The sequence below is a fragment of the Pseudomonas sp. BYT-1 genome, from assembly GCF_023611805.1.
Lineage (GTDB): Bacteria > Pseudomonadota > Gammaproteobacteria > Pseudomonadales > Pseudomonadaceae > Aquipseudomonas > Aquipseudomonas guariconensis.
Map to the genome: position 1 here is coordinate 15,707 of NZ_CP072560.1, position 21,020 is coordinate 36,726.

Below are 21,020 nucleotides of genomic sequence, written 5' to 3' on the forward strand. Positions count from 1 at the left end.
TATTTTTCTCGGGCAACAAAAAGCCCCCGTCAACGCGGAGGCTTGGGTACCCAGCATGGCTCAGATCGACGCTGGCACATCCTCGCCACCCAGCACCAGGTAAAGCGCCGGGAGAAACTCGGCCAAGGTCATCATCATCAGCGCGAACGTCGCATCTGCCTGCGCTAAGGCGTCATCGCCCCCATCCTGCTCAGCCTGGGTCTGGAGCAGGTCCTCGAATTTGAGGCGCCGGATAACCAGCTTGTCGTCCAACATGAACGACAATTTGTCCTGCCAGGCCAGCGCCAGCTTGGTCACAAGCTTGCCGGTTGCAAGATGATTCTTGATCTCGCCACTGGTGAGATCCTGTCGCTTGCAGCGCACCGACCCACCCTCGTCACTGGTGTCCTGCAGTTCACATTCGTCCAGGACGTGGAAGCCCTCGCCCGCTTGCTCGTTCTTGAGCCAGTCAGTGAGGGTTGCAGTCGGAGCAATCTTGACCGTCACCGGCCGCACCGGCAGCGAACCGAGCACTTCACGAAGCGTGGAGAGCAGATCCTCGGCTCGTTTGGCACTCGCGTTATTGACGATGATCAGCCCGAGCTTTGGCGCGATGGCTGCCGTGATCACGCCGCGGCGGATAAACGCCTTCGGCAACATGGCCTGGATTGTCTCGTCCTTGATCTGGTCGCGCTCTTTCTTGTACACCTTGCGCTGCTGCTCTTTCTCGATCTCCTCGACCTTTTCCTTCACAGCATCATTCACCACGCTTGCTGGCAGGATGCGCTCTTCCTTCCGAGCACTGATCAGGAAGAAATTACCGCTCTGGTGAACGAGCGGAGCCTCCTCTCCCTTGCCCAGCGGCGCGACAAAGCCGAAAGTGACCAGCTCTTGCGAACCGCACGCACGGGCGGGCTTCGACGCTAGGGCGGACTGCAGCGCCTCCGCCGCAAATTCAATATCTTGAGTCAGACGATAAACAGTCAGGTTCTTAAACCACATGGTCATGCCTTGTTAGGTGATTTGGGTGATGACAGTGCCCTCATGAGCACTGTCTTGGATGCTTGAGGTTGAAGCTTCTACGTGCTTCGGGATGCTGCTAGGTGCTATGCCGATCAGCTGGCTGCCGTGTAGCGAAGGCAAGCGATCTCTTCGCGGGGGTTTGGCCGATCGAGCTCTGCCCACCATCCTCCCCACTCCTCACAGCTGACTGGTCGCGATGTGCCGGGCGCCCCCTCTACGCAGAACTTGCCTACGTCCGACGACCAGGTGACCGCCAGCAGGGAGGCCTCAATTCCGTCCTTACCGCTCCAGTTCCAGTAACGGCCTGCACTTTCGGGGGCCACTTGAGACCAAATCCGGCGTGCACGGCCTTCAGAATCCTGCGGCCGGTCTTCATGCACGATCTCCACCGGGCACGTAGGCGACCCACTGCAGGGCGTGAGTAGCCCTTCAGTACCCACCTGTTGGAGCCAGGGCATTGGCGAGTTCATGTACGCGATGTAGTTGGCGAAGAGATTGGCCGTGTCACGCACCCCCACGGCCGTCGCGTACTTCAAGAGCTGAGCAGCCTGTGATGGTTGTGGCGCTGTGAGCAGCTTTCGCAGAAACACCGCTTCAGCGGCGGAGAACTGGTGACTGCCGACATGGCCAATGGCGCCCGACGGAACACTGAGCCCCGTTACATGCGCCTCGATCATTGCTTGGTCGAGCGCCATATCGAGAGTCTCACCGCCCAGAAGAGCGTCGATGCCGATACGCACCATTGGGGCATTGGCTTTCCCAGTCCGCAGGGCTGGACCACGCAAGTAGAAATACCGCTGGGCGGCCTTCAAGAGCACAGCTGCAATGTCAGCAGTGCCGGCGCTGGTAGCGCCGGGGCCTACATCAAGCAAATTCCCCATGGTGTCCGTCTCTCACTGGGCGCTTGCGATCGACAGTCTTGGTGCCTGCTGCAGAGCAGGCTTCGAGGTTTCGTTGGCCAGAGCTGCCTTGAGTTCCGCCAGCTCTTGCTCCAGCTCCTCACAGCGCCGGGTAACCTGAGCCAGTGCACGAACCGTCAGATCGCCCTGCTCATCCCGCTCAATGCTCAAAGCCAGGCGGTCGATGATTTCAGAGTTCATGCTGCGGTGATTTTCTTTCGAAATTTCTGCGATCTTCTCTCGCATGCCATCCGGCAGGCGGACAACAAACTTGTCAGCTGTGCGGGAGTTATTGCGAGGCTGGGACTTTGGCATGGGGATAACCTCAGGAATGACCGGCTGTCGGTGCTTCAGGTGAAATGTGATTATGCGGCGCGAAGGTGCCGGGACTTGTTCTCGCGGCTCTCCTTGGCTTCGACCGTGAGCAAAGACCGGGGATTGGAGAGCAGGCGCCGCAAGCCGATTGGCTCACCGGTATCAATGCAATAGCCGTAACTGCCGTCGGCAATTGCCGACATCGCCAGTTTGATGTCGCGCAGACTTTGGTTCTCGCGCTCGATGCTGCCCAGAATTGATTGACGCTCTTGCTCGATCAGCGCTGCGTCAACTTCGTCTGGGGCTTTTTCCAAACCCGTCAGGTCGACTCGCAGCTGATCGATGCGCCCCATTGCGGTAGCACTTTCACCCACCAACAGGCTTTTGAAGAACGCTACCTGGTCAGGGTTCATGTACTGGTCTTCGGGCTGTTGCAACAGTTCCTCAGGGGTCATCAGTTGGGCCTCGTGATTAGTTGGGGCAATGTGCCTCGCGCCAGCGTCTCGGGTATCGATACGACAGGTTGATGGCACCATGCTGTCATTTTCACACGCATCGATATTACGACCAGTATCTGAAACGCACAACACAAAATTACACATACGTGTTATTCATGCGACAGAAAAAATTTTCATCTCGACCGCCCTGGCTTTCCGTTGGGCAAGAAAAAACCCCAGCGCTGAGCGGTGGGGTTTGGGTGAATCGTTATGCTGCTGCCGGCTGAAGGCTCCGTTTATCTACGTAGATCTGTTGTACGAGATGAACCCGGTCTGGATTCTGCTGCGCGAATTGAGCAAGGGCGGCGCCCGGGCTACCACCACCACAACGGAACGTCTGAAGCGAATCTTCGTTTGGCACCGAGTAGACCAGCAAAAATGCGGTGTCCTCGTGATAACGATTGGCTGCATAGTCTGCAGCCTTGCCTGTCAGGCCAGCCATCTCAACGACCCATTGCATGGTCTCAGCTCGAACCTCAAGCTCGACCATCGCCTCTTCGCCAGCTCGTGGGAACTGTACTTGCGAGAAGTCGCGGTCAAGGTAGGCTTTCTTCGCTTTCTCATACCCACTGAGCATGAGATGAGCGAAATTGCCGAACTGGAACGCCAGCTTGGCGCGCAGAAGGTCCAGCGGCTGATAGAAATCAGGAGCCGTCCAATCAGCAGGCACACGGCCTTCAGTGGAGACTGCTACAGCGTGGGTTGGATTGGTCATGATCGCGGCACCTCATGTGCGTTAGGTTTGTGGGTGGTTATGGCGCACACGGTTATGTACGACCTCGCGGCCCTCTCCCAATGGGATGCCCGGCGCCGGCGGGCAAACAACTCAGGCCGCTTGTGTGTCCAGGATATGAAGATCTGCAGGGACACTTACGACATCCCCAAGCCATCGCCGCACGGCATTCCGCAGGGTATCTTCAGGGCACCCTGGCTCAGCGCTCATCATGAATCCAAAAGCCTTGAAGCTCGCCTCGCGCACGGCCCACTCCAAGCTTGGTCCGCTCAGCGCCTCGACAAACACCGTCTGGTAGGTATGGTCAGTTCGGCAACGTCCCAGCAAGCCCGGAGCGGTTGCTCGTGCGAGGAGCACTGAAGCGCCAGTTGCGTGCTCGGCTCCATTCACTTCCGCTACCACCAGATCGCTGTGACTCACCGCGACGACATCCTTCAGGCTGAGCTGGGGTCGAGAGAGCTCTGACTTGGCCATGTCGAGCGCATGCTGCGCGGTGGCCGCAGCGAACAGTTCGCCGGTGACCACTCGGAATGCTTTCAAGCGGAAAGTCTCCGCGACTGCGGGGCGTTGATTGGTTTGCTCGACTTGTTGCATGTTGGGGTTCTACGCAAATTCACTGGGTGGTAATTGGAGGGTCTCGAAGGCGGATGACGTCAGCCAACACCCGCTCGCACCATTCGCACTTTCACCCCTCGTTGCTCGAAAGCCCTGGCTACGCGTACTTGACGCTCATCTTTGCCATCGCTGAAGACAATGGCGTGGGTCACTCCACCTGGCAGAGTTTCTGGGCTCAAATGCCTGAGCACCGAGCTCGACGGGACCTTCAGCTTCTTGCTCAATAGCTCACGATGCCGCTCACCCGTGATCAAGCAGTCAAGGACGATCTGTTTTACCTGGTGATCGAGGATGAACTTGGCGATTCGGTCGACTTGAGCCTTATCGATCGTGGGGCCTGCGGTGCTGATGAAAAGCTTTGGTATGACCTGGGCTTCGGCTTTATCAGCCTCTCGGAGAAACACAACGACCTGATCGCATGTTCTGCAGCTGTAGAACGCTTTCCTCTGGACCATGCGGTTGTGCCTTTTCGTCGACAACCGAAAGCGCTTTCCTTCACACCCGCACCGATACAGAAACTCTCTCTTGACCGATCGCGACGTGTCGAGCTGGTGACACCTATCGGCCCGGATCTGGAATACCTCGACCATGACCTGGGTCCACTCAGCACCGTGCGGCTCAACCTTCGCCCCCCAAATCAAATAAGTGATGTAGTGGGCTACCTCATGCGGGCAGATATTATTGAGGTACTCCGAAAGGTTCTCTCGGGCCAGGATACGGTTGAATCGGAACTGCAGGTCGTAGCACCGGCCAGTTTCCTTGTTTTGGCGGTACCTGAACATGCCACCTGTTTTACCAGTAAGGTCAAACAGGACCGGTATCTCGGGAATGTCACGGGAAAAGTAGGATGCGGCCATCTCCAGGCACTCGGTGACTCGAATCCTAACCGCCTTCAACTCGTCGACAGCGCGCATCAGATTTCAGCCACTCGCAGCACCTGAAAGCTCAGCTGGGTGTCGTTAGCAGAGAAAAGTGTAGGCATGGCCGGGATCCTGGGTAGAGACAGAAAATATTACACGTACGCGTTATGTATCGTAAACCAATAAACCAGAATGATAGCCCGCTCCGCCATCTCCATGCATTAGCGAAAGGCTTTTGCTCAGGCTGCCGGCGCGGGCTGCGGGTAAAAAAAAACCTCAGCATGGCTGAGGCTTCTGGTGAGAGTGATACTTCAGGACTACCTAGGCACGAGCTTTACGGCAGCGAGAAGGATCCGGTCATAGCGCATGACCAATTGTTTGAGACGGCGGCTAGAAACGTTGTCCTTGATCGCTTTCGCCACCATTCGCTCATGCCGTGCTTGAGCACGACGCAGCCTCTGCCCTTGAATTCCCGCCCACAGATTGAGAGGCATTTCCGGACCAGTAGGGGTCGAGTTGAGTGTTCCCATTTGCAATCTCCTGAGGCTTGCGTTGCATGACCTAGGGAGATGTGGAACAACGCTACATACGTCTCAGTCCACGTAGCTCCCAGGAGAACAACGCAAACACCCCAGAACGCTGCGGGACCCCTGGCAAGGTCCCGCCTACTTAGCCTTGGATTTCTTCGGAATCACAATTACTGGCAAGCCGCGGACCGCATCATCCCAGTGCAGGTCACGATCTGGATCGCTGGCAATTTTGCTGATCCACACAGCGGTTTTTTTCCAGCGAATTGCAAGCTTGCGGCCATTCCAGCCGCGGGCCTTGTACGCACCCTTGAATTCATCAGGGGTCAACAGCGGTTGTTGCAGCTGAACTTCGGGCAAGCCGCGGACCGCGTCATCCCAGTGCGGACTACGGTCTAGGTCGTTGACCAACCTGCTGATCGAGAAAGCGGTTTTTTTCCAGCGAATGGCGAGCATACGACCATTCCAGCCGCCTGCCTTGTACGCGGCCTTGAAATCGTTCGGGCTCAAAAGCGGTTGTTGCAGTTGAACTTCGTTGTCCAAATTCTTGCACCCGAAAATGTATGGGTAGACGGCATGCTGGCAGAGTCAGTCAATTATGATGGCCTTGGACAAATCCCAATCTGCAGGTGCTGCTGCACTAGTCGCAAAGGCAAATCGCATAGCGACCGAGGGTGAATTGTTCTTCATCAGCTAGGCGGCTGCACCAGCGCACATCGCTGCGACCGCGGGTCAACTCTTTGGCCCCACCCTCATCCACGCAAGCACAATGGAAGGCTCCATTTTTAAACTATAGGACAACACTTATCAACCTGAGGCTCCCCGTCACCATTCTCAAGACAAAAAAACCCGGCCTATGGCCGGGTGGGTCTAGCGTTGTCGGTTCAAAGGGCTAAGGCCTGGCAATCGTCGCAAAGACCTACCTGGAAAACCTCAAGATCGGCGAAGCAGCGGGTGCATTGCTCGACATCATGATCTTCGGCGAGCTTGCTGATCACGTCGCCATACTCAGCAACCAATGCGGCGTAGTGATCGCCAGTTGAAGCGTCTCCCCTCAGCTCATAGTAGCGGTCCTCGCTCTTCGAGTAGGCTTTGAAAACTGGCTTTCCGTTGAACTGGCTGGCACCTACAGAAATTGGCGCTCTGTTGCGTAGCAAAGCGATAGTCTCGGGCATGGTTTGCATTGGATTGCTCCTCAAGTATCAGGTTGACCGTGTCCTGGGAGATGGCCAACAACACCTGATAAGCGGTTCTAAGCGGCAAGCGGCCCCGGGCTCCCGCCGCGTCAGGATAGTTGTCGTGTGAGTTGATTCGATGAGTCTTGGTCGGTGGGCGGAAGTGAGAGCCGTGTGGCGCGTTATTCGATAGAGCATCGGGAGTGGGTGGTGCGGCAGATGATGCCGCCCTTGAACCGGACGGTGCCGGAGCTGGTGGAAGCGACAGGCATTACTGATGCCACCCTGTATGCTTGGCGCAAACAGGCCAGAGCAGCGGGAGCAGTGGTGCCGGGAGATGGACAGCAGGCCGACCAGTGGTCGAGCCAGGACAAGTTTCGGGTGGTGCTGGAAAGCGCCAGCCTCAATGCGGCTGAGCTGGCGGAGTACTGCCGGCGCAAAGGCCTGTATGTCGAGCAGATCAACGCCTGGCGCGAAGTCTGCGAGCAGGCCAACAGCCTGGCTCAGCCGAGCAAGACCCGGCGCGAACGCGAAGAGGAAAAGGCCGCGAAGAAGCGCATCAAGCAGCTGGAGCGTGAACTGCGGCGCAAGGATGCAGCGCTGGCAGAAACCGCGGCTCTGCTGGTGTTGCGAAAAAAAGCCGAGGCGCTCTGGGGGAAGGACGAGGACGAATGATCAGCGCCCCGGATCGCCGTGAAACGCTGCAGTTGATCGAGGACGCCGTGGCGGCGGGAGCGCGGCGGGCGCAGGCCTGCGCCGAACTGGGCCTGTCGCTGCGCAGCCTACAGCGCTGGCAGCACTGCCCGGAGGATCGGCGTCCTTCGGCACAACGAGCTGAGCCGGCCAACAAGCTGACCCCGCAAGAGCGCCGCCGCGTGCTGGAGGTCGCCAACCAGCCCGAGTTTGCCAGCCTGCCGCCGCAGCAGATCGTGGCGCGGCTGGCCGATCAGGGCACCTGGCTGGCCTCGGAGTCGACCTTTTACCGGTTGCTGAAGGACGCCGAACAGCAGCATCCGCGCGGCCGTAGCCGCCCACCGGTGAAACGAGCGCTGACGACCCATGTTGCCGACGGCCCGAACCAGCTGTGGTGCTGGGACATCACCTGGCTGCCGACCACGGTCAAGGGCCGTTACTTCTACTGGTACATGATCAAGGACGTCTACAGCCGGAAGTTGGTGGCCAACGAGGTGCATGAAAGTGAAAGCGCCGAGCAGGCCGCCCAGCTGCTACGCCAGGCCTGCCTACGTGAACAGCGGGCAGGCCAGCCACTGGTACTGCACTCGGACAACGGCAGCGCGATGAAGGGCTCGACCATGCTGGCGGCCATGCAGAACCTGGGTGTGATGCCCTCGTTCAGCCGCCCGCGGGTGAGCAATGACAACGCCTATGCCGAGGCCTTGTTCCGCACGGCGAAGTACTGCCCGCTGTGGCCGGAGCGGCCCTTCGACACGCTGGAGCAGGCCAGGAACTGGGTGAACAGCTTCGTGGCCTGGTACAACCATGAACATCGCCACAGCGCCCTGAAGTTCGTGACCCCGGCGCAGCGACATACTGGCCAGGCGGAAGAGTTGCTGCGCAAGCGTATCGAGCTGTACGAGGCGGCGCGTGCACGGCACCCGGAGCGCTGGAGCGGCAACATCAGGAACTGGGTGCTGGCACCAATCGTGTGCCTGAACCCGGAGCGGGAAGCGGTACTGCAGCAAACATCAAAGGCAGCGTGACACGCTCACGCGACAACTACCTTGAAAATCGCCGGGCTCGGCGCCAGCACAATGAACCGCCGCTGCAATAAGGCCCTCAATCAGTTCTGGCAGCCTAATTGAGCGTGAGCGTAGGCGTAAAAAACCCCGGACTGCTTGAGCAGTACGGGGTGGTGTAGCGTTAGGTGCCAGACCCGGTGCCAGGCCATGCGATGGCCGCTGGAAAGAATCACGCCTCGCGGCTGTAAGCCTTAATACGCGCGTCCGCGGCCGCCAGGTAGCCCTGAATCTTCCCAATCGCTTTGGCCATGTTTTCAAGATCATCGGGCTTTGCACGTGAGCACGAGATGTTCGACACCTCGGCCAGCACTCGCTGGGCAACCTCTTTCCAATTGGTTACCTCATCGGCGCTGCAGCAGGCATGGTAGTCATTCACCTTACGAAAAAGACGATCGAAAGCGCGACGGTAATCGGCGACAGGGACTGTTTTGGTGCTGCTCATGGGGCACTCCTCAGAAGGGAAATCTGGTTGAACTTGCCCATGGGGATGGTTCACGCACGCGTGTAATGGGTGCCAGCGACCTTGTTCCACCATGTAATTCATCCCTGAGGACGATGTTTAATTCCTCAGGAGAAAACCCATGGCAACACTCGTGAAAGTATCGACCTGCTTGACCCCAGAGCTAGCACGAACCGTCGTCGAAATGGCATGCGTCGTACGCATCGCAGAAACTGGAGAGGGCGTAGAAATCCGCGACACCAGGCCCCTCCTCGATCGCCTGGCATCACCAATTCGGGGGCGAGGAATTGTGCGTACCCTTGGCGACACGCATTTCGTCGTGACCGAGGACCTAGCGAAGCGGATCGACGCAAAACACCTACCAAGTGAGCAGGCCCCGACTGAGGCTACAGGTGTCGAAAACGACGCACTGAAAACACTCATCGCTGATCGGTTGGGTGCTATGGGCTGGCTGATCGTTGATGGGCTGAGCTTTAACTGCACATCAGCAGTGGCCAAAAAAGAGTACCGAACTGCGGTTGGCATCAAGGAGGCGATCGCCTTTCTCGAAGCCGGAGATGAAGGTGCCAGACGCCTGATCGCTCAGTACTACAGCGAGGGCAATAACGTACTGAGCACAACAACTGCGCGATTCACTCCTGACTGGTCGCCCGAAGTTGTTGAATCGGGCGCCAGCCGATTCGCGGCCGAAGTTGACGACGTAATCAGCGACACCTATGCGGTACGCCTGCTTCGCCATCGAGACCAAGCCGCTGATGGCGCATAACACTCTCAGGCTCACTTAGGCAAACGCACCACCACACCCCGGGCTCGCCCGGGGTTTTTATTACCCAGCTTCGTAGTTCATGTGCGCCATCACCAGGTACACCGCCAACCAAGCTCCGTGGAGTCACCATGAACCACTATCAACACCTGATCGCGGACCAGATCCGGTCCGTCCAAGGACAGAAAGACTATTGCTTGCAAGTCCTATCCGCCGGCGGCCTTGAACCCTGGGAGTCGAAGGAATACAGCGACCTGGTTGAGCAGTATGACCAGACGCTCAAGGAACTGAATGAACGATTGCCTGAAGCAGACTGATCCCTCACCTCATCTATCTAACCTATGGGAAGAACACCATGACCAACGCAATCGAAGCACAAGCACAGAAGGTCGAAGCTGCCTACGCAGTTACAGGCAGCGTCAATCCAGAATACGAGCGCGAGTTCGACATCCTCTCCGACATGCGTCGTGCTGAAATGGCCAAGGAATTCCGCTCAGAGCGTGGCCTGCCTCCCACGGCGAAAACCCCGTATGACTGAGCCTCAGCTATGAGGTTTGAGCATGCACCACCGCCCCCGGCTTGCTGGGGGCTTTTTTCGTTATGCTTCCTACAGACTGAGCCGGGTCGCCCATATCTTCGGGCTTAGGGAAGCTTACTGTGCGGCGTTATACGGCCGCCAAGCAAAGGTAGGCACGTGTGCCTACTGGCATGAAAATAGGCACACGTGCCTATCTAGGCCTGTGCCTCTTCAGTGTCGAGCTTTGCAGCCTGCTTTCGACGCTCCATCAACTGTTGCATGTACACGATCCCGTCTCGAAGCGCATTCACCGCCCAGGTTGGGCAAGGCCGGGAAGATTTCTTGGTCGGATCGTTGAGCCAGGATCGAACAGCGCGATCGGAGCAAGGCCGCTTGGTGACGGCGTTGATGAGCATCGCGCTCTCGCGTTGTTTGACGTCATACTTTTTCAGCAGCGCCAGAAACGCTTGCCGGTTGGCTTCACGCCCTTCGTCGTCCATCTTACCTCCAAACGGTTGAGAATAGGCACATGTGCCTAATAGCTGCATTCTAGGCACTTGTGCCTATCAAGGAAACCCCCAGAGCGTGCGCGAACTCAAGCCCGTACGGTGCCCCGATGCAGCCTGGCTCAAAAGCCGCCCCCCATCACTTCAACTTCGAGCGAGCGGAACTTCAGCCACGGCCCTCGAAACCACTTCAAGTTCATTTTCAGTGATACCCAGTAGCCCGGGCCAGATTCGGACCATAGCCGGCTAGCGCCAATACCTAAAACCGCCTCCGGTACGAGTGCTGATGATGACTTGATCAGGCTGCAAGGCGTAGCAATTACTGTGACGCATTACTCAGGACCATGCATACCCATGAGGAATCCATCATGACAACTGAGCAAGCACTAGCGCCACATCTGACCAGCACAACCCATGTTGCGGTTGAGCGAAAACACTTCATCGGAACTGGCCGGAATGCCTGGCTCATAACAGGTCGAGTTTGTGGTGATGACGACGACACTGCCTATCTGGTGCTGGCAGATGATGAGGCCATAGCTCAGGAGACCTTCAAACGGGAGCTTCGAGACTGTGAAGTGTTGCAGAACGACGCCCCAAACGCGGATGATCTTCCTGAGATCTACATCATCCAGAGTGACATGCTGAGCTGAGCATTTTGAGGAAAACGCTCCACCATACCCTGGCCTCAGGCCAGGGTATTTTTTTGAGTGCGCCAGGCATGGCGCGTTGAGCGACCACGCTCACAACAGGGATAGGCTACTAAACGCGGCTGCTTGGTCGAAGGCTCATATCCCAGCCGTCGCGTAAGTTGTACCAGCCCCCACAATTTGCTCCCTCATGGCCTGCCCATGCGCCTCCAGCTCCTCTACCTTTCGCTCAAGCTCCCAGGCTCGGCGGTAAAGCCGCTGGTTGATAGCGATTACCCACTGCAACGCAGAACGCTCGCGGTCGCCGATATCACCCGAGTCGGTGCCTTGACCAACCCGGGCTAGAATATCGGCAGGAACCTCCGGCAAAGGTTCATCATCCCACAACATGCTGCCTCCTGTACTGGATATAAAAACAGTATGCGATGACTTGGAGCTCCAGCCAATCCCTGGCTCAGCGCCACCCCACACGGCGGCCTCCCATTCTCGTCAGTGAGCTTCCCGTAGCAGGGAAGTCAGCAGCCAGACGATGAAGCTTACTTAGCATGGGTGCGGGTAGTGCACAAACTCATTGTTTATCAACTGAAACGGTGTATACGTATTCGTCACCATTATCGTTGTCTTTATATTCGCGCTTTCCACCACTAGGAATCACATCAGTTATAGAAAGCCTGTAACCATCAGTCCGAGGATAGTCAACAACAAGACCACCAGCTTTGTCGGTCCCCATATCCGCCAAGTGCACGTAGTTAACGTCCATTGTTAAGCGGACAGTTCCATCACTAGCAACATAAGGCGTGAAATAAGCGGTGGAGCCGAGCTCCAGATTAGCAAGTCGCGCCTTATTCGGATTGATTAGCTTCCTGTACTTCTTGTACTCAATATTTCTGTAAGCCTTTCGGACACCACTTTGAGTTGTCACGCTATAAGCATCTACAATATCGCCATTGCGAGTAAGCTCAGTACTAATGACGATTGACTCTGCCGCCGAGGCATTAACCGCTAGTGCAGCCATAGCTGCGAGGACAATTGCTTTCATGAAATCCTTCACACACCAAAATCACATTAGATGCCTTCGACCCCAGCATCTGGCCGGCACAGAGGTCGAAGTTGCCTACCTGTCTTGTTTTCAAAGATGGGGCAGATCTCGCAGCAGGGCTTTGAGCTCATGCCAAGGATGCTGAGCATTTTCCGTCTCGTTCGAACATCCCGCCCTATGGACGAATGCATCAGCTGCTTGATCTACAGCCTGACTGGACTGACACTCTTGGCACCAAATGATCGAGTTCTCGACTGACCATTTATCGCCGAAAGCATCCAGATCCTGATCAAGCTGGCTGTACTGCTCGTCTCCGCTCATCTCGTTCTCCCGTTGTTGGCGCGTACCGTACGCCTATCTTCGACCTGGTTAGGTTGTGGTTCAGTATGAAGTGTAACTGGCGACAACGGATTTCCCACAGCCAATAGCGGGCATTCCATGTTGGCGGAATGGGGCCAGGTACCCGTTCTGTTTTTGCCCCCGGTGACACCGGGTGGCCGTCACCTATGACTCCATTTCACGGTAAACTTGCGCTCCAATTACGCACCTGCGCCATCCGATGGCTCGCAGCGTATAACTCACAAAACAGGGAGAGTGGCATGCTGACCTTCGAAGACCGGTACACCGCAGCTCGCGACAAGTTCTTTGCTGAGAACCCGCAGGCTATGAGAGAGATTGAGGCGGTCAGCGCAGAGGTGATCAAGGGCAGTGGGATGACGGTAGAGGAATATCGTAGCCAGCAACGGTTGCAGGTATTCGCCGAGGCGGCTAAGAAGCGGGGCGTTGAGCTGGATGAATTTGTCATTCATCTGGTCGCCCAATCTCCTCAGCAAGCTCAAGAATGGCGGATCGAGCGCCATCGCCAAATGGCTGAAGCGCTTGGGTCATCCTGGGAAGAGTACAAGGACCTCAACCGAATTACTGAGTAGTCCAAACGATATTTCGTTGAACCGGATTCTCTGGTGAGGTAAGTTGGCGCTCGATGCGCGGGGGATTCCAGGTTGCGGTTCGTAACAGCCGCTTCGTGGTTTCACCTCAGCTGCTCCTTTCATGGCGTTACGGCTAGGAAAGTGAAGAGCCTCGGATTTTTCCGGGGCTTTTTTGTGGGCGCCTCAGAAGCGGCGACCTCTCTCCTATCATGACGATGGTTCACAACATGGTGATTGACGTACACAAGATCGCGCATGACTTTCGCGCATCGATCGAGGAACAGAAAGCCTTGGGCATTCTCCCGCGGCACATGGCAGGTTTTCCACATGCCTGCTGCGCGGTGACGTCCGAACTGCTCGGCGACTACCTCAACAGCATACCTGGGGGCCTGGAAGCGGAAACCGTTAGCGCTATGCGAGACGGCAAGCCTCACATGTGGTTCGTGGTGAATTCGCTGATCGTTGACCTAACTGCAGACCAGTTCCCTGACGGACGTTCGGCGGTGTATGTGGGGCCAGAGGACGCCTGGTACGCCGGCTGGGAAGTCGATCTGCGTGGCAAGGCTTCACACGGCGGAACCTGCACATCGAATGACGAACGAGCGGTGTTGGAAAGGTTCATCGAACATGCCGGGCTACCCACCTTCGATTAAGCTGCGCAGCCCCACGTCGCGCCCCCTGAGTGCGTAGTCAGGGATGAGGCCGCCGGATAACGTCCACCCGGCGCCCCTCTGCCCAGCCCTCACCTATCTGCAGCGAAATTAGCCTTTCGAAGCCACCCCTCTACCGCCGCAGACCGGGAACGTTCCCGGGCGTCGATATGCCGCCCCCTGAACATGCCCCACGCTCGATAGGAACGCCCGTCGACTGAGACCCAGAACACGACTTGCTCCTCATCCACCTGCCGAAAAATTGCTTCTGGTGCTGCTCTCATGATTGGACCTGCTTGATATTGGAGGTCCTAGAATGGCGTCACGACCATCGGCAGAGTGAGCTCACGCTCGGAACTGAAGGGCGTACGCCAAAAGCTGCGCGTTCAGTTCATCTCGGTTCTCACTGCGGATTCCACGGTCATCTGGCCACCCATTCCATGAGCATCTGACCACCGATTCCATGGTGATCCGGCCACCCATTCCACGCGTATCCGACCACTGATTCCACGGCCATCCGGCCACTCAACCGGGCAGGCAGTAACGCAGGATTTCTTCACTACCATCGACCTCTTTTTCGAAGCAGAGAGGTCGTCGTGGAGCGTTTATCCATGCGTAAGATTCGCGAAGTACTTCGTCTCAAGTTCGAGGTCGGGCTATCGGCTCGCCAGATTGCAGTCAGTGTGCAGGTCGGTCGTGTCACCGTCGGCGATTACCTCTGTCGCTTTGCCGCCAGCGGCCTCAGTTGGCCCTGTTCGTTGTCCGATGCGGAGTTGGAGCAGCAGCTGTTCCCGCCATCGCCGGCGGTGCCCAGTGAGCAGCGGCCACTGCCTGATTGGTCTTGGGTGCACGCCGAGCTGCGTCGCCCCGGCGTGACCTTGGCGCTGCTCTGGCAGGAGTATCGCCTCAGCCAGCCGAAAGGCTTTCAGTACAGCTGGTTCTGCGAGCACTACCGGGCCTGGCAGGGCAGGCTGGACGTGGTGATGCGTCAGGAGCATCGCGTCGGCGAGAAGTTGTTCGTCGACTACGCCGGGCAGACGGTGCCGGTGATCGACCGCCACAGCGGCGAGATCCGCCAGGCGCAGGTGTTCGTCGCGGTGCTCGGCGCATCCAGCTACACCTTCGCCGAAGCCACCTGGTCGCAGCAGTTACCTGACTGGCTGGGCTCCCATGCCCGCTGCTTCGCCTTCCTCGGCGGCGTGCCGGAGATCGTGGTGCCGGACAACCTGCGAAGCGCGGTGAGTAAGAGCCATCGCTACGAGCCGGACATCAACCCCAGCTACCGCGATCTGGCCGAGCACTATGGCGTGGCGGTGGTGCCGGCGCGGGCACGCAAACCGCGCGACAAGGCCAAGGCCGAAGTCGGCGTGCAGGTGGTCGAGCGCTGGATCCTCGCCGCGCTGAGGAACCGCCAGTTCTTCTCCCTGGATGAACTCAACAGCGCTATCGCCGGGTTGCTGGAGCGGCTCAACCGACGACCGTTTCGCAAGCTGCCGGGCTCCCGGCACTCGGCCTTCGAAGCCCTGGATCGTCCAGCGCTGCGCCCACTGCCGGAGCAGCCCTACGTCCATGCCGAGTGGAAGAAGGCGCGGGTGCACATCGACTACCACGTCGAGGTCGATGGGCACTACTACTCGGTGCCGTACCAACTGGTGAAGAAACAACTGGAAGTACGCCTGACAGCGCGCACGGTGGAGTGCTTCCACGCCAATCAGCGGGTGGCCAGCCACCTGCGCTCAGCGCACAAGGGCCGGCACAGCACACAGGCCGAGCACATGCCCAAGAGCCATCGCGAGCACGCCGAGTGGACGCCGCAACGGCTGATCCGCTGGGCCGAGCAGACCGGACCGAACACCGCCGGCGTGATCGGCCACATCCTCGAACGGCGCATCCACCCGACTCACGGCTACCGGGCCTGCCTGGGCATCCTGCGCCTGGGCAAGACCCATGGCGAAGTGCGTCTGGAGCTGGCCTGCCGTCGCGCCCTCAGCCTCGGTGCGTGCAGCTACAAGAGCCTCGAATCGATCCTGCGCCAGGGTTTGGAAAGCCTGCCGTTGGCTCAAGCCAACCTGCCCCTGCTGCCGGACGACCACGCCAACCTGCGCGGCCCCGGCTACTACCACTGAACCCAAGGAAACTCACCATGCTGCCCCATCCGACCCTGGACAAGCTGCAAACCCTGCGCCTGCACGGCATGCTCAAGGCGCTGAACGAACAACTGAAAACCCCGGACATCGACAGCCTGAGCTTCGAGGAACGCCTCGGCCTGCTGGTCGACCGCGAGCTGACTGAACGCGACGACAAGCGCCTGAGCAGCCGCCTGCGCCAGGCCCGGCTCAAGCACAACGCCTGCCTCGAAGACATCGACTACCGCAGCCCGCGCGGGCTGGATAAGGCGCTGATCCTGCAACTGAGCGGCGGCCAGTGGCTACGCGACGGCCTCAACCTGATTATCGGCGGCCCCACCGGCGTGGGCAAAACCTGGCTGGCCTGCGCCCTGGCCCACCAGGCCTGCCGAGAGGGCTACAGCGTGCGTTACCTGCGCTTGCCGCGCCTACTGGAGGAGTTGGGCCTGGCTCACGGCGACGGGCGCTTCGCCAAGCTGATGAGCAGCTACGCCAAGACCGACCTGCTGATCCTCGATGACTGGGGTCTGGCCCCGTTCACCGCCGAACAGCGTCGCGACATGCTGGAGCTACTGGATGATCGCTACGGCCAGCGCTCGACCCTGGTCACCAGCCAGATGCCGGTGGACAACTGGCACGAACTGATCGGCGATCCGACCCTGGCCGATGCCATCCTCGACCGCCTGGTGCACAACGCTTATCGGATCAATCTGAAGGGGGAATCGATGCGCAAACAGACGAAGAAATTGACGACACCGAGCGCCTCAGACTAACAATGCAACCCCTGCGTCGCTGCGCTCCGACTGCCCGGCCGGATGGCCGTGGAACAGGTGGCCAGATGGCCGTGGAATGCCTGGCCAGATGAGAGTGGACTGGGTGGCCGGATGGCGTGGAATCCGCATTCTCACCATAGTGAGCTTCTCGATGGCAGTTCGGGCATAGCGCCACGCAGTTGTAGAAGCGATCCGACACGTCCGCACCCAGCACGTGGTGCACGTCCAGGAAGCCGGGGAATGTCCGACTCTCGGCGCATCTTTCACATCGGTACTGAGCCCGCTCCAGCACCGCAAGTCGCACCTTAGGATCTCGCTTCACGTGTGACCGGATAGTGCTCACCCTCTCCCCGAGGTCACGCCCTAGAGCCGAATAATCCGGCACTGGGCAATCGTCTAATGTGTCGTCAAGGGCTGGCGGTATCTGACCCGCCACAGCCAGCTTCGCGAGATCAACAACCCCTGGCCATTCCCACAATACATCGGCTACCTGGTGGGTATCTGGCAACCGATCATCTTGAAGCCACAGCGTTGGGCTTGTTCCGTTTTGGGCATGGTTCTTCCTGATGCGACCTTTCAGCCCCATGCGCAAGAGCTCATCGCTCACCTCCCGCTGCCGATTCCAGATCTGGTGCAACGCATCTGTAGGGATCAGGGCGGCATAGACCACGACCTCACCTTCACGCTGAAACAGGAGGTTGTGACTGACGCCAAGGGCTAGGTCTCTCCCCACCACATGCTCCAATGTGGCATCCCAGCCACCAGGCCGAAGGTGGGCCGTCAGCTGAGCAGCTGAATATCTCTGCTCATTCGAGTTGCGACCATCTCGGCGCCAGCATAGGCGAACCCGGGCTTTGACCTCCTCACCATCATTGTTGAGGAACGTGACAAGCTGCTGGGATGCTGAGCCAGTGGGGATTCGCTGGTCTGCAATTACACTGAAGCCGCAGGCCTCCAGGAATGGACTGACTGCATCGCGTGAGCGCTGTTCCGCGGCGAGACTGTCAGTGCCTCGAAACTGTCGGGGTGATGACTTGGACACCGGAACTCTCCCTTCGAGCTCACAACTGATCATGGCTGCTCAAGTGCATGGACGCAGTCCAGTCTGGCTCATAGCTCACCGGCCTGCTCGGTCCTTTTAATGGACAAGCCCCGGGAGACCGGGGCTTGGGGCGTGCACAGGGTGGTGATTTACTACGAGCCAAGCTAGTACTGGGGCAACTCATCCTGCAGCGGTCTGAACAGCTTGGTGAACGGCTGCTGTTCGAAGCCCCGAGGCAGCCGGTTACCCGGCCCCAACATTGTGAGTCGCAGCCGCCATGCTTCTTTCCACGACAATCTGCTTTGACGCAGCCCAGCGTCGTGGCGCACTGCAGCGCGAATACTTTTGATGATCTGCAGCCCAACAGCCGCTTTTGGCTCTGCCATTTCTGCCGGCGCTGCAGCTAGTGCTGCACGATGCGCTTCGGTCGACCGGCAGGTTTTGCAGGTGACCCCATTGGGCTTCGTGATCGAAACCAGATTGTAATTGTTTCGACCACAGGCAACTTGGTCCGGGCCAATTTCGTAGTGGGTTACCATGTTCGATTTCCGCCCTTGGCTGTTTTCTATGGATCATTCTCACACGTTTGTGCGGGCGTTTTTACAAAGGAATGCTCGGCCCTGCTGGAATCAGGATCACAAGAGATCTGGTTTCAGCAAGCTTTAATTACTTTTTGTGTTTCGGAAGGCGTTGCGCAACTTCCTCTGGGGTTAGGTCCTCCAGAGGGACAAGACAAGTCGCGCCACGACAAACCAGAATCATACGAACACCATCTGCAGACACACCCTTGTAGTCGCTGTGCGTACTGCGATAGATCAGGTCAAGCTGTGCTTTGGTAACAGTTGTCATGCTTGGTGCCCTCAAGCCGCAGGCTGATCCGTCTGGGACATGATTGCCTTGGCCGCATGGTTGATCATGTACAGTTGCGCATAGAGGCTGTCGCACGTCTCAGTTATGCGATGCTCGTACCACTCGTCTCCCAGGCACAGCACCGCGGAGTTGTCCTTCATGAAGCTATGGGCTTCTTCGGTGAAGCCAATATCCTCGGCTTGGTCGAAGAGATCGTCCCAGTGCATCCAGCGATCATCTCCATTCGACATGTCTCGGCGATGCGTGGCGGTCAGAGCGCGGAATTCAGCCCAGTGCGCGCCTCGAACCAAGTCCGAGTCCTGCGCCCATGCCGGCAGGGTATCCCAAATCGCCTCAGAACAGTCATTGTGCAGCTCACGGCAGATGCACGACACTAACACCTGCCGGAACAGGTCCTGGCTGAACACCTTCTTCTTGTGGGACTCGTTCAGCTTGGTGTGCAGGTAGTAGGTGACGTCATCGCCGGCCAGGAATTTCATGCCATAGCTCAAACCGACACCGAACGTTAGGTGACCAATATCGCCGACTACCGCGATACCGAAGCGAGTCATCATGATGTCGAAGGCATAAGCCGTAGTGCCCTCGGCTTTGCATCGCCAGATCTCTGCGTCGTCCTGGTTCACCAAACACGTATAACGATGATTCTTGAGCTTTTCAGCAGCACGGGCTTTGCGCTCGTCTTCATTCTGCCGGCGTTGCTCGATGTAAGCAGCACGCGAATTCGCAACATCCATGATCGGCTCCTAAGGGGTTTGGATGCTGAAAAGATTAAACTATAGGGCAACTATTTTCAACGACATGCAACGCTCTACTTTTACCTTAGAGCCATGGCGCCCAGCTTATCTCTCACAAGTTGGCGTTGATTCCTCACTGCAGATTGCGGACATTTATGCCTGCCCTGGCACTTCATGCGAACGCTGACAGAGGGCGGTCAAATGGCACACCAATATCTACCCGTGGTCCAGGATGGGCACTGCCCTGCCCCACATGTATCGCCCCCTTGGAGCTGACCATGCCTTTGATTGCGAGATTTCGCGAGTTCCTTCAACGCCGCCAGGCGGCACGACTCGATGCGCGGGCGATCGGCTTGCAGTTGGTGCACCTGCACAGCGAGTCCGCACGCGACCATTTTGTGTTTCCTGGGCTCAACATCACTGCGGCTATCGAGCATCGTGGCCTCCGCATCGGCCACGTCGCTTATGGTATTAGCCCGCTGAACGACCGACTGTACATCAGCAACTATCAGGTCCTTGGCAGTCACCGCAACCAAGGCCTCGGTATGGCGGCGCTGTGGTGCCTCAGCCGAGTCCACAGCATGCCATTGGCCACCGTGCATGAGGTCAAAAGTTCTAAGGGCTTCTGGACTAAAGCAGAAGCCCGCCTCGCTGCTGCTGGTGTCCACCTGCTGCGCGATCTTCGCCGCTATGACCTGTCCGCCGAACAGCAGAGATGGCAGCACCTGGTACCGGAACCGGAGCACATGCGACTGACCCAGGAAGTGATGAGCACCCCAGAGTGGCCGGCAATAAAAGCCAGCAATGACGCAGGGCCCAGTCCATACCGTCAGGGCTGACTACCCTCTGCGCCAACTGACCGCCGTTCAGTTCGAGTCGCTGGAGAGCAGTGCCCAATGCAGCAGAAAAAGGTTCAAGACGAACCTCTCATAAGCGCAAAGATATCGAAGTGCTGGTCATCTTCACCGGCACTGAGCTTTGGGCTTCCGACATCGCCTATTAGATCCGTGGTCGCAGTGATCTGGACCGTTTCAGGATCGATCGGCACAGCGCCTCGCAATGTCAACCGATCATAAAAGGATGGAACCATATCGACGACAAACAGCGTGTAATCGTGTGCGACTGCAACTTGGTACAACGCCCCGATTAACCTCTTGCCAAGACGCTGATGTCTCATCGTCTCTGGCATGAAGATATTCGGAATAAGCATCTGTCTGGCGCCGTGTAAGAAATGGAGCCTGAGAACGAGCGTTTTCCGTTCACTCTCCACATCCTGTTTGCAACGAGCCTCAATCAGAGATTCCCCGTCACTCGGCTCATGCGTCAGTTCGATTTTGGTACCAGTCAGGCTGTCAAACCCGGGCCTGAGCATTTCGCATATGACTGAGTAGGAGGTTTCAGTGACTGCTACCGCAGCGGTCGTCAGTTCCACATTTTTTCCTTAGAGATCGGCTTAGCCACCCAGGGTAGCTTTCGCAATTCGGACATAGCACGCACCTTAACGCTGAACGCAACCAAGCCTCCGTTGCTGATCATGGTTGGGTGGAGTTCGTACAGGCGGGCATCCTGGTAGCGCTCTTG

At 57.9% G+C, this 21,020-nt stretch carries 27 protein-coding genes; 10 read left to right on the forward strand and 17 right to left on the reverse strand.

Translation table 11 applies throughout. The features are described from left to right. Nucleotides 1-60 precede the first annotated feature (60 nt). The 9 genes from rdgC to J5X93_RS26250 form a co-directional block, all read right to left on the reverse strand. Complete coding sequence (gene rdgC / locus J5X93_RS26210) at nt 61-981, reverse strand: recombination-associated protein RdgC (protein WP_031324887.1); 921 nt, start codon at nt 979-981, stop codon at nt 61-63. A gap of 113 nt (nt 982-1,094) precedes the next feature. Next, entirely contained in the window at nt 1,095-1,883 is a 789-nt protein-coding gene (locus J5X93_RS26215) for a hypothetical protein (RefSeq protein ID WP_023662062.1), read from the reverse strand. A 12-nt stretch (nt 1,884-1,895) separates the two neighbouring features. After that, nucleotides 1,896-2,216 carry an Arc family DNA-binding protein gene (locus tag J5X93_RS26220; RefSeq protein WP_023662061.1) on the reverse strand — a complete coding sequence of 107 codons (321 nt, stop codon included), beginning with the start codon at nt 2,214-2,216 and terminating at the stop codon, nt 1,896-1,898. A gap of 50 nt (nt 2,217-2,266) precedes the next feature. After that, nucleotides 2,267-2,671: a TraR/DksA family transcriptional regulator gene (locus tag J5X93_RS26225; protein ID WP_004577583.1), complete on the reverse strand. Its 405-nt coding sequence runs from the start codon at nt 2,669-2,671 to the stop codon at nt 2,267-2,269. Nucleotides 2,672-2,921: 250 nt separating this feature from the next. Beyond that, nucleotides 2,922-3,428: a hypothetical protein gene (locus J5X93_RS26230; RefSeq protein WP_023662060.1), complete on the reverse strand. Its 507-nt coding sequence runs from the start codon at nt 3,426-3,428 to the stop codon at nt 2,922-2,924. Nucleotides 3,429-3,539: 111 nt separating this feature from the next. Next, complete coding sequence (locus tag J5X93_RS26235; protein WP_023662059.1) at nt 3,540-4,040, reverse strand: hypothetical protein; 501 nt, start codon at nt 4,038-4,040, stop codon at nt 3,540-3,542. 59 nt (nt 4,041-4,099) lie between these two features. Next, a complete protein-coding gene (locus J5X93_RS28395) occupies nt 4,100-4,975 on the reverse strand; it encodes a SprT family zinc-dependent metalloprotease (protein WP_023662058.1) in 876 nt (291 codons plus the stop codon). A gap of 611 nt (nt 4,976-5,586) precedes the next feature. Further along, on the reverse strand, nt 5,587-5,991 hold the full coding sequence (locus tag J5X93_RS26245; RefSeq protein ID WP_004577588.1) for a hypothetical protein: 405 nt from the start codon (nt 5,989-5,991) through the stop codon (nt 5,587-5,589). 341 nt (nt 5,992-6,332) lie between these two features. Further along, nucleotides 6,333-6,632, reverse strand: a complete 300-nt coding sequence (locus J5X93_RS26250; protein WP_023662057.1) for a hypothetical protein — start codon at nt 6,630-6,632, stop codon at nt 6,333-6,335. 165 nt (nt 6,633-6,797) lie between these two features. Here J5X93_RS26250 and J5X93_RS26255 point away from each other — a divergent pair. After that, nucleotides 6,798-8,344 (forward strand): IS3 family transposase gene (locus J5X93_RS26255; protein ID WP_250034213.1). Its coding sequence is split into 2 segments (ribosomal slippage): nt 6,798-7,284 and nt 7,284-8,344, totalling 1,548 coding nucleotides; the frame shifts between segments, so codons are not numbered across the junction. A gap of 208 nt (nt 8,345-8,552) precedes the next feature. Here the strand turns inward: J5X93_RS26255 and J5X93_RS26260 are convergent. Beyond that, nucleotides 8,553-8,825, reverse strand: coding sequence for a hypothetical protein (locus tag J5X93_RS26260; RefSeq protein WP_023662056.1), 273 nt, complete (start codon nt 8,823-8,825; stop codon nt 8,553-8,555). A gap of 139 nt (nt 8,826-8,964) precedes the next feature. Here J5X93_RS26260 and J5X93_RS26265 point away from each other — a divergent pair, with 139 nt between their 5' ends. The 3 genes from J5X93_RS26265 (at nt 8,965) to J5X93_RS26275 (ending at nt 10,144) form a co-directional block, all read left to right on the forward strand. Beyond that, entirely contained in the window at nt 8,965-9,609 is a 645-nt protein-coding gene (locus tag J5X93_RS26265; protein WP_039614347.1) for a hypothetical protein, read from the forward strand. A 128-nt stretch (nt 9,610-9,737) separates the two neighbouring features. Beyond that, nucleotides 9,738-9,923: a hypothetical protein gene (locus J5X93_RS26270; protein WP_023662050.1), complete on the forward strand. Its 186-nt coding sequence runs from the start codon at nt 9,738-9,740 to the stop codon at nt 9,921-9,923. 38 nt (nt 9,924-9,961) lie between these two features. After that, the gene (locus tag J5X93_RS26275; RefSeq protein ID WP_004577593.1) at nt 9,962-10,144 is read left to right on the forward strand and encodes a hypothetical protein; all 183 of its coding nucleotides are present in this window, start codon (nt 9,962-9,964) and stop codon (nt 10,142-10,144) included. Between the two features lie 194 nt (nt 10,145-10,338). Here J5X93_RS26275 and J5X93_RS26280 read toward each other — a convergent pair whose 3' ends face one another. Then, a complete protein-coding gene (locus J5X93_RS26280) occupies nt 10,339-10,623 on the reverse strand; it encodes a hypothetical protein (protein ID WP_004577594.1) in 285 nt (94 codons plus the stop codon). Between the two features lie 374 nt (nt 10,624-10,997). Between J5X93_RS26280 and J5X93_RS26285 the strand changes: the two genes are divergently transcribed. Next, nucleotides 10,998-11,279, forward strand: coding sequence for a hypothetical protein (locus J5X93_RS26285; protein ID WP_023662049.1), 282 nt, complete (start codon nt 10,998-11,000; stop codon nt 11,277-11,279). A 135-nt stretch (nt 11,280-11,414) separates the two neighbouring features. Here J5X93_RS26285 and J5X93_RS26290 read toward each other — a convergent pair whose 3' ends face one another. From J5X93_RS26290 to J5X93_RS26300, 3 genes are all read right to left on the reverse strand, one after another. After that, nucleotides 11,415-11,666 carry a hypothetical protein gene (locus J5X93_RS26290; RefSeq protein ID WP_023662048.1) on the reverse strand — a complete coding sequence of 84 codons (252 nt, stop codon included), beginning with the start codon at nt 11,664-11,666 and terminating at the stop codon, nt 11,415-11,417. A 178-nt stretch (nt 11,667-11,844) separates the two neighbouring features. Further along, on the reverse strand, nt 11,845-12,315 hold the full coding sequence (locus tag J5X93_RS26295) for a hypothetical protein (protein ID WP_023662047.1): 471 nt from the start codon (nt 12,313-12,315) through the stop codon (nt 11,845-11,847). A 90-nt stretch (nt 12,316-12,405) separates the two neighbouring features. Further along, the gene (locus tag J5X93_RS26300) at nt 12,406-12,636 is read right to left on the reverse strand and encodes a hypothetical protein (protein WP_023662046.1); all 231 of its coding nucleotides are present in this window, start codon (nt 12,634-12,636) and stop codon (nt 12,406-12,408) included. A gap of 278 nt (nt 12,637-12,914) precedes the next feature. On the opposite strand from J5X93_RS26300, the gene J5X93_RS26305 reads away from it, so the two are divergent. The 4 genes from J5X93_RS26305 to istB all read left to right on the forward strand — a co-directional run bounded on the left by J5X93_RS26305 (nt 12,915) and on the right by istB (nt 16,793). After that, nucleotides 12,915-13,244, forward strand: a complete 330-nt coding sequence (locus J5X93_RS26305) for a DUF6388 family protein (protein ID WP_023662045.1) — start codon at nt 12,915-12,917, stop codon at nt 13,242-13,244. 227 nt (nt 13,245-13,471) lie between these two features. Next, the gene (locus tag J5X93_RS26310) at nt 13,472-13,897 is read left to right on the forward strand and encodes a hypothetical protein (protein WP_039614349.1); all 426 of its coding nucleotides are present in this window, start codon (nt 13,472-13,474) and stop codon (nt 13,895-13,897) included. A gap of 608 nt (nt 13,898-14,505) precedes the next feature. Continuing rightward, a complete protein-coding gene (istA, locus tag J5X93_RS26315) occupies nt 14,506-16,020 on the forward strand; it encodes an IS21 family transposase (RefSeq protein WP_218816148.1) in 1,515 nt (504 codons plus the stop codon). A 17-nt stretch (nt 16,021-16,037) separates the two neighbouring features. Beyond that, complete coding sequence (istB, locus tag J5X93_RS26320; protein WP_250034212.1) at nt 16,038-16,793, forward strand: IS21-like element helper ATPase IstB; 756 nt, start codon at nt 16,038-16,040, stop codon at nt 16,791-16,793. Between the two features lie 1,206 nt (nt 16,794-17,999). Here the strand turns inward: istB and J5X93_RS26325 are convergent. Then, nucleotides 18,000-18,374: a hypothetical protein gene (locus J5X93_RS26325; protein ID WP_250035059.1), complete on the reverse strand. Its 375-nt coding sequence runs from the start codon at nt 18,372-18,374 to the stop codon at nt 18,000-18,002. A gap of 321 nt (nt 18,375-18,695) precedes the next feature. Beyond that, the gene (locus tag J5X93_RS26330) at nt 18,696-19,439 is read right to left on the reverse strand and encodes a hypothetical protein (RefSeq protein ID WP_023662042.1); all 744 of its coding nucleotides are present in this window, start codon (nt 19,437-19,439) and stop codon (nt 18,696-18,698) included. 266 nt (nt 19,440-19,705) lie between these two features. On the opposite strand from J5X93_RS26330, the gene J5X93_RS26335 reads away from it, so the two are divergent. Next, a complete protein-coding gene (locus J5X93_RS26335) occupies nt 19,706-20,278 on the forward strand; it encodes a hypothetical protein (RefSeq protein WP_023662041.1) in 573 nt (190 codons plus the stop codon). Between the two features lie 74 nt (nt 20,279-20,352). Here the strand turns inward: J5X93_RS26335 and J5X93_RS26340 are convergent, their stop codons facing one another. Continuing rightward, nucleotides 20,353-20,871 (reverse strand): hypothetical protein, encoded by a 519-nt coding sequence (locus tag J5X93_RS26340; RefSeq protein WP_039614350.1) that lies wholly within the window; start codon nt 20,869-20,871, stop codon nt 20,353-20,355. Between the last annotated feature and the right edge of the window lie 149 nt (nt 20,872-21,020).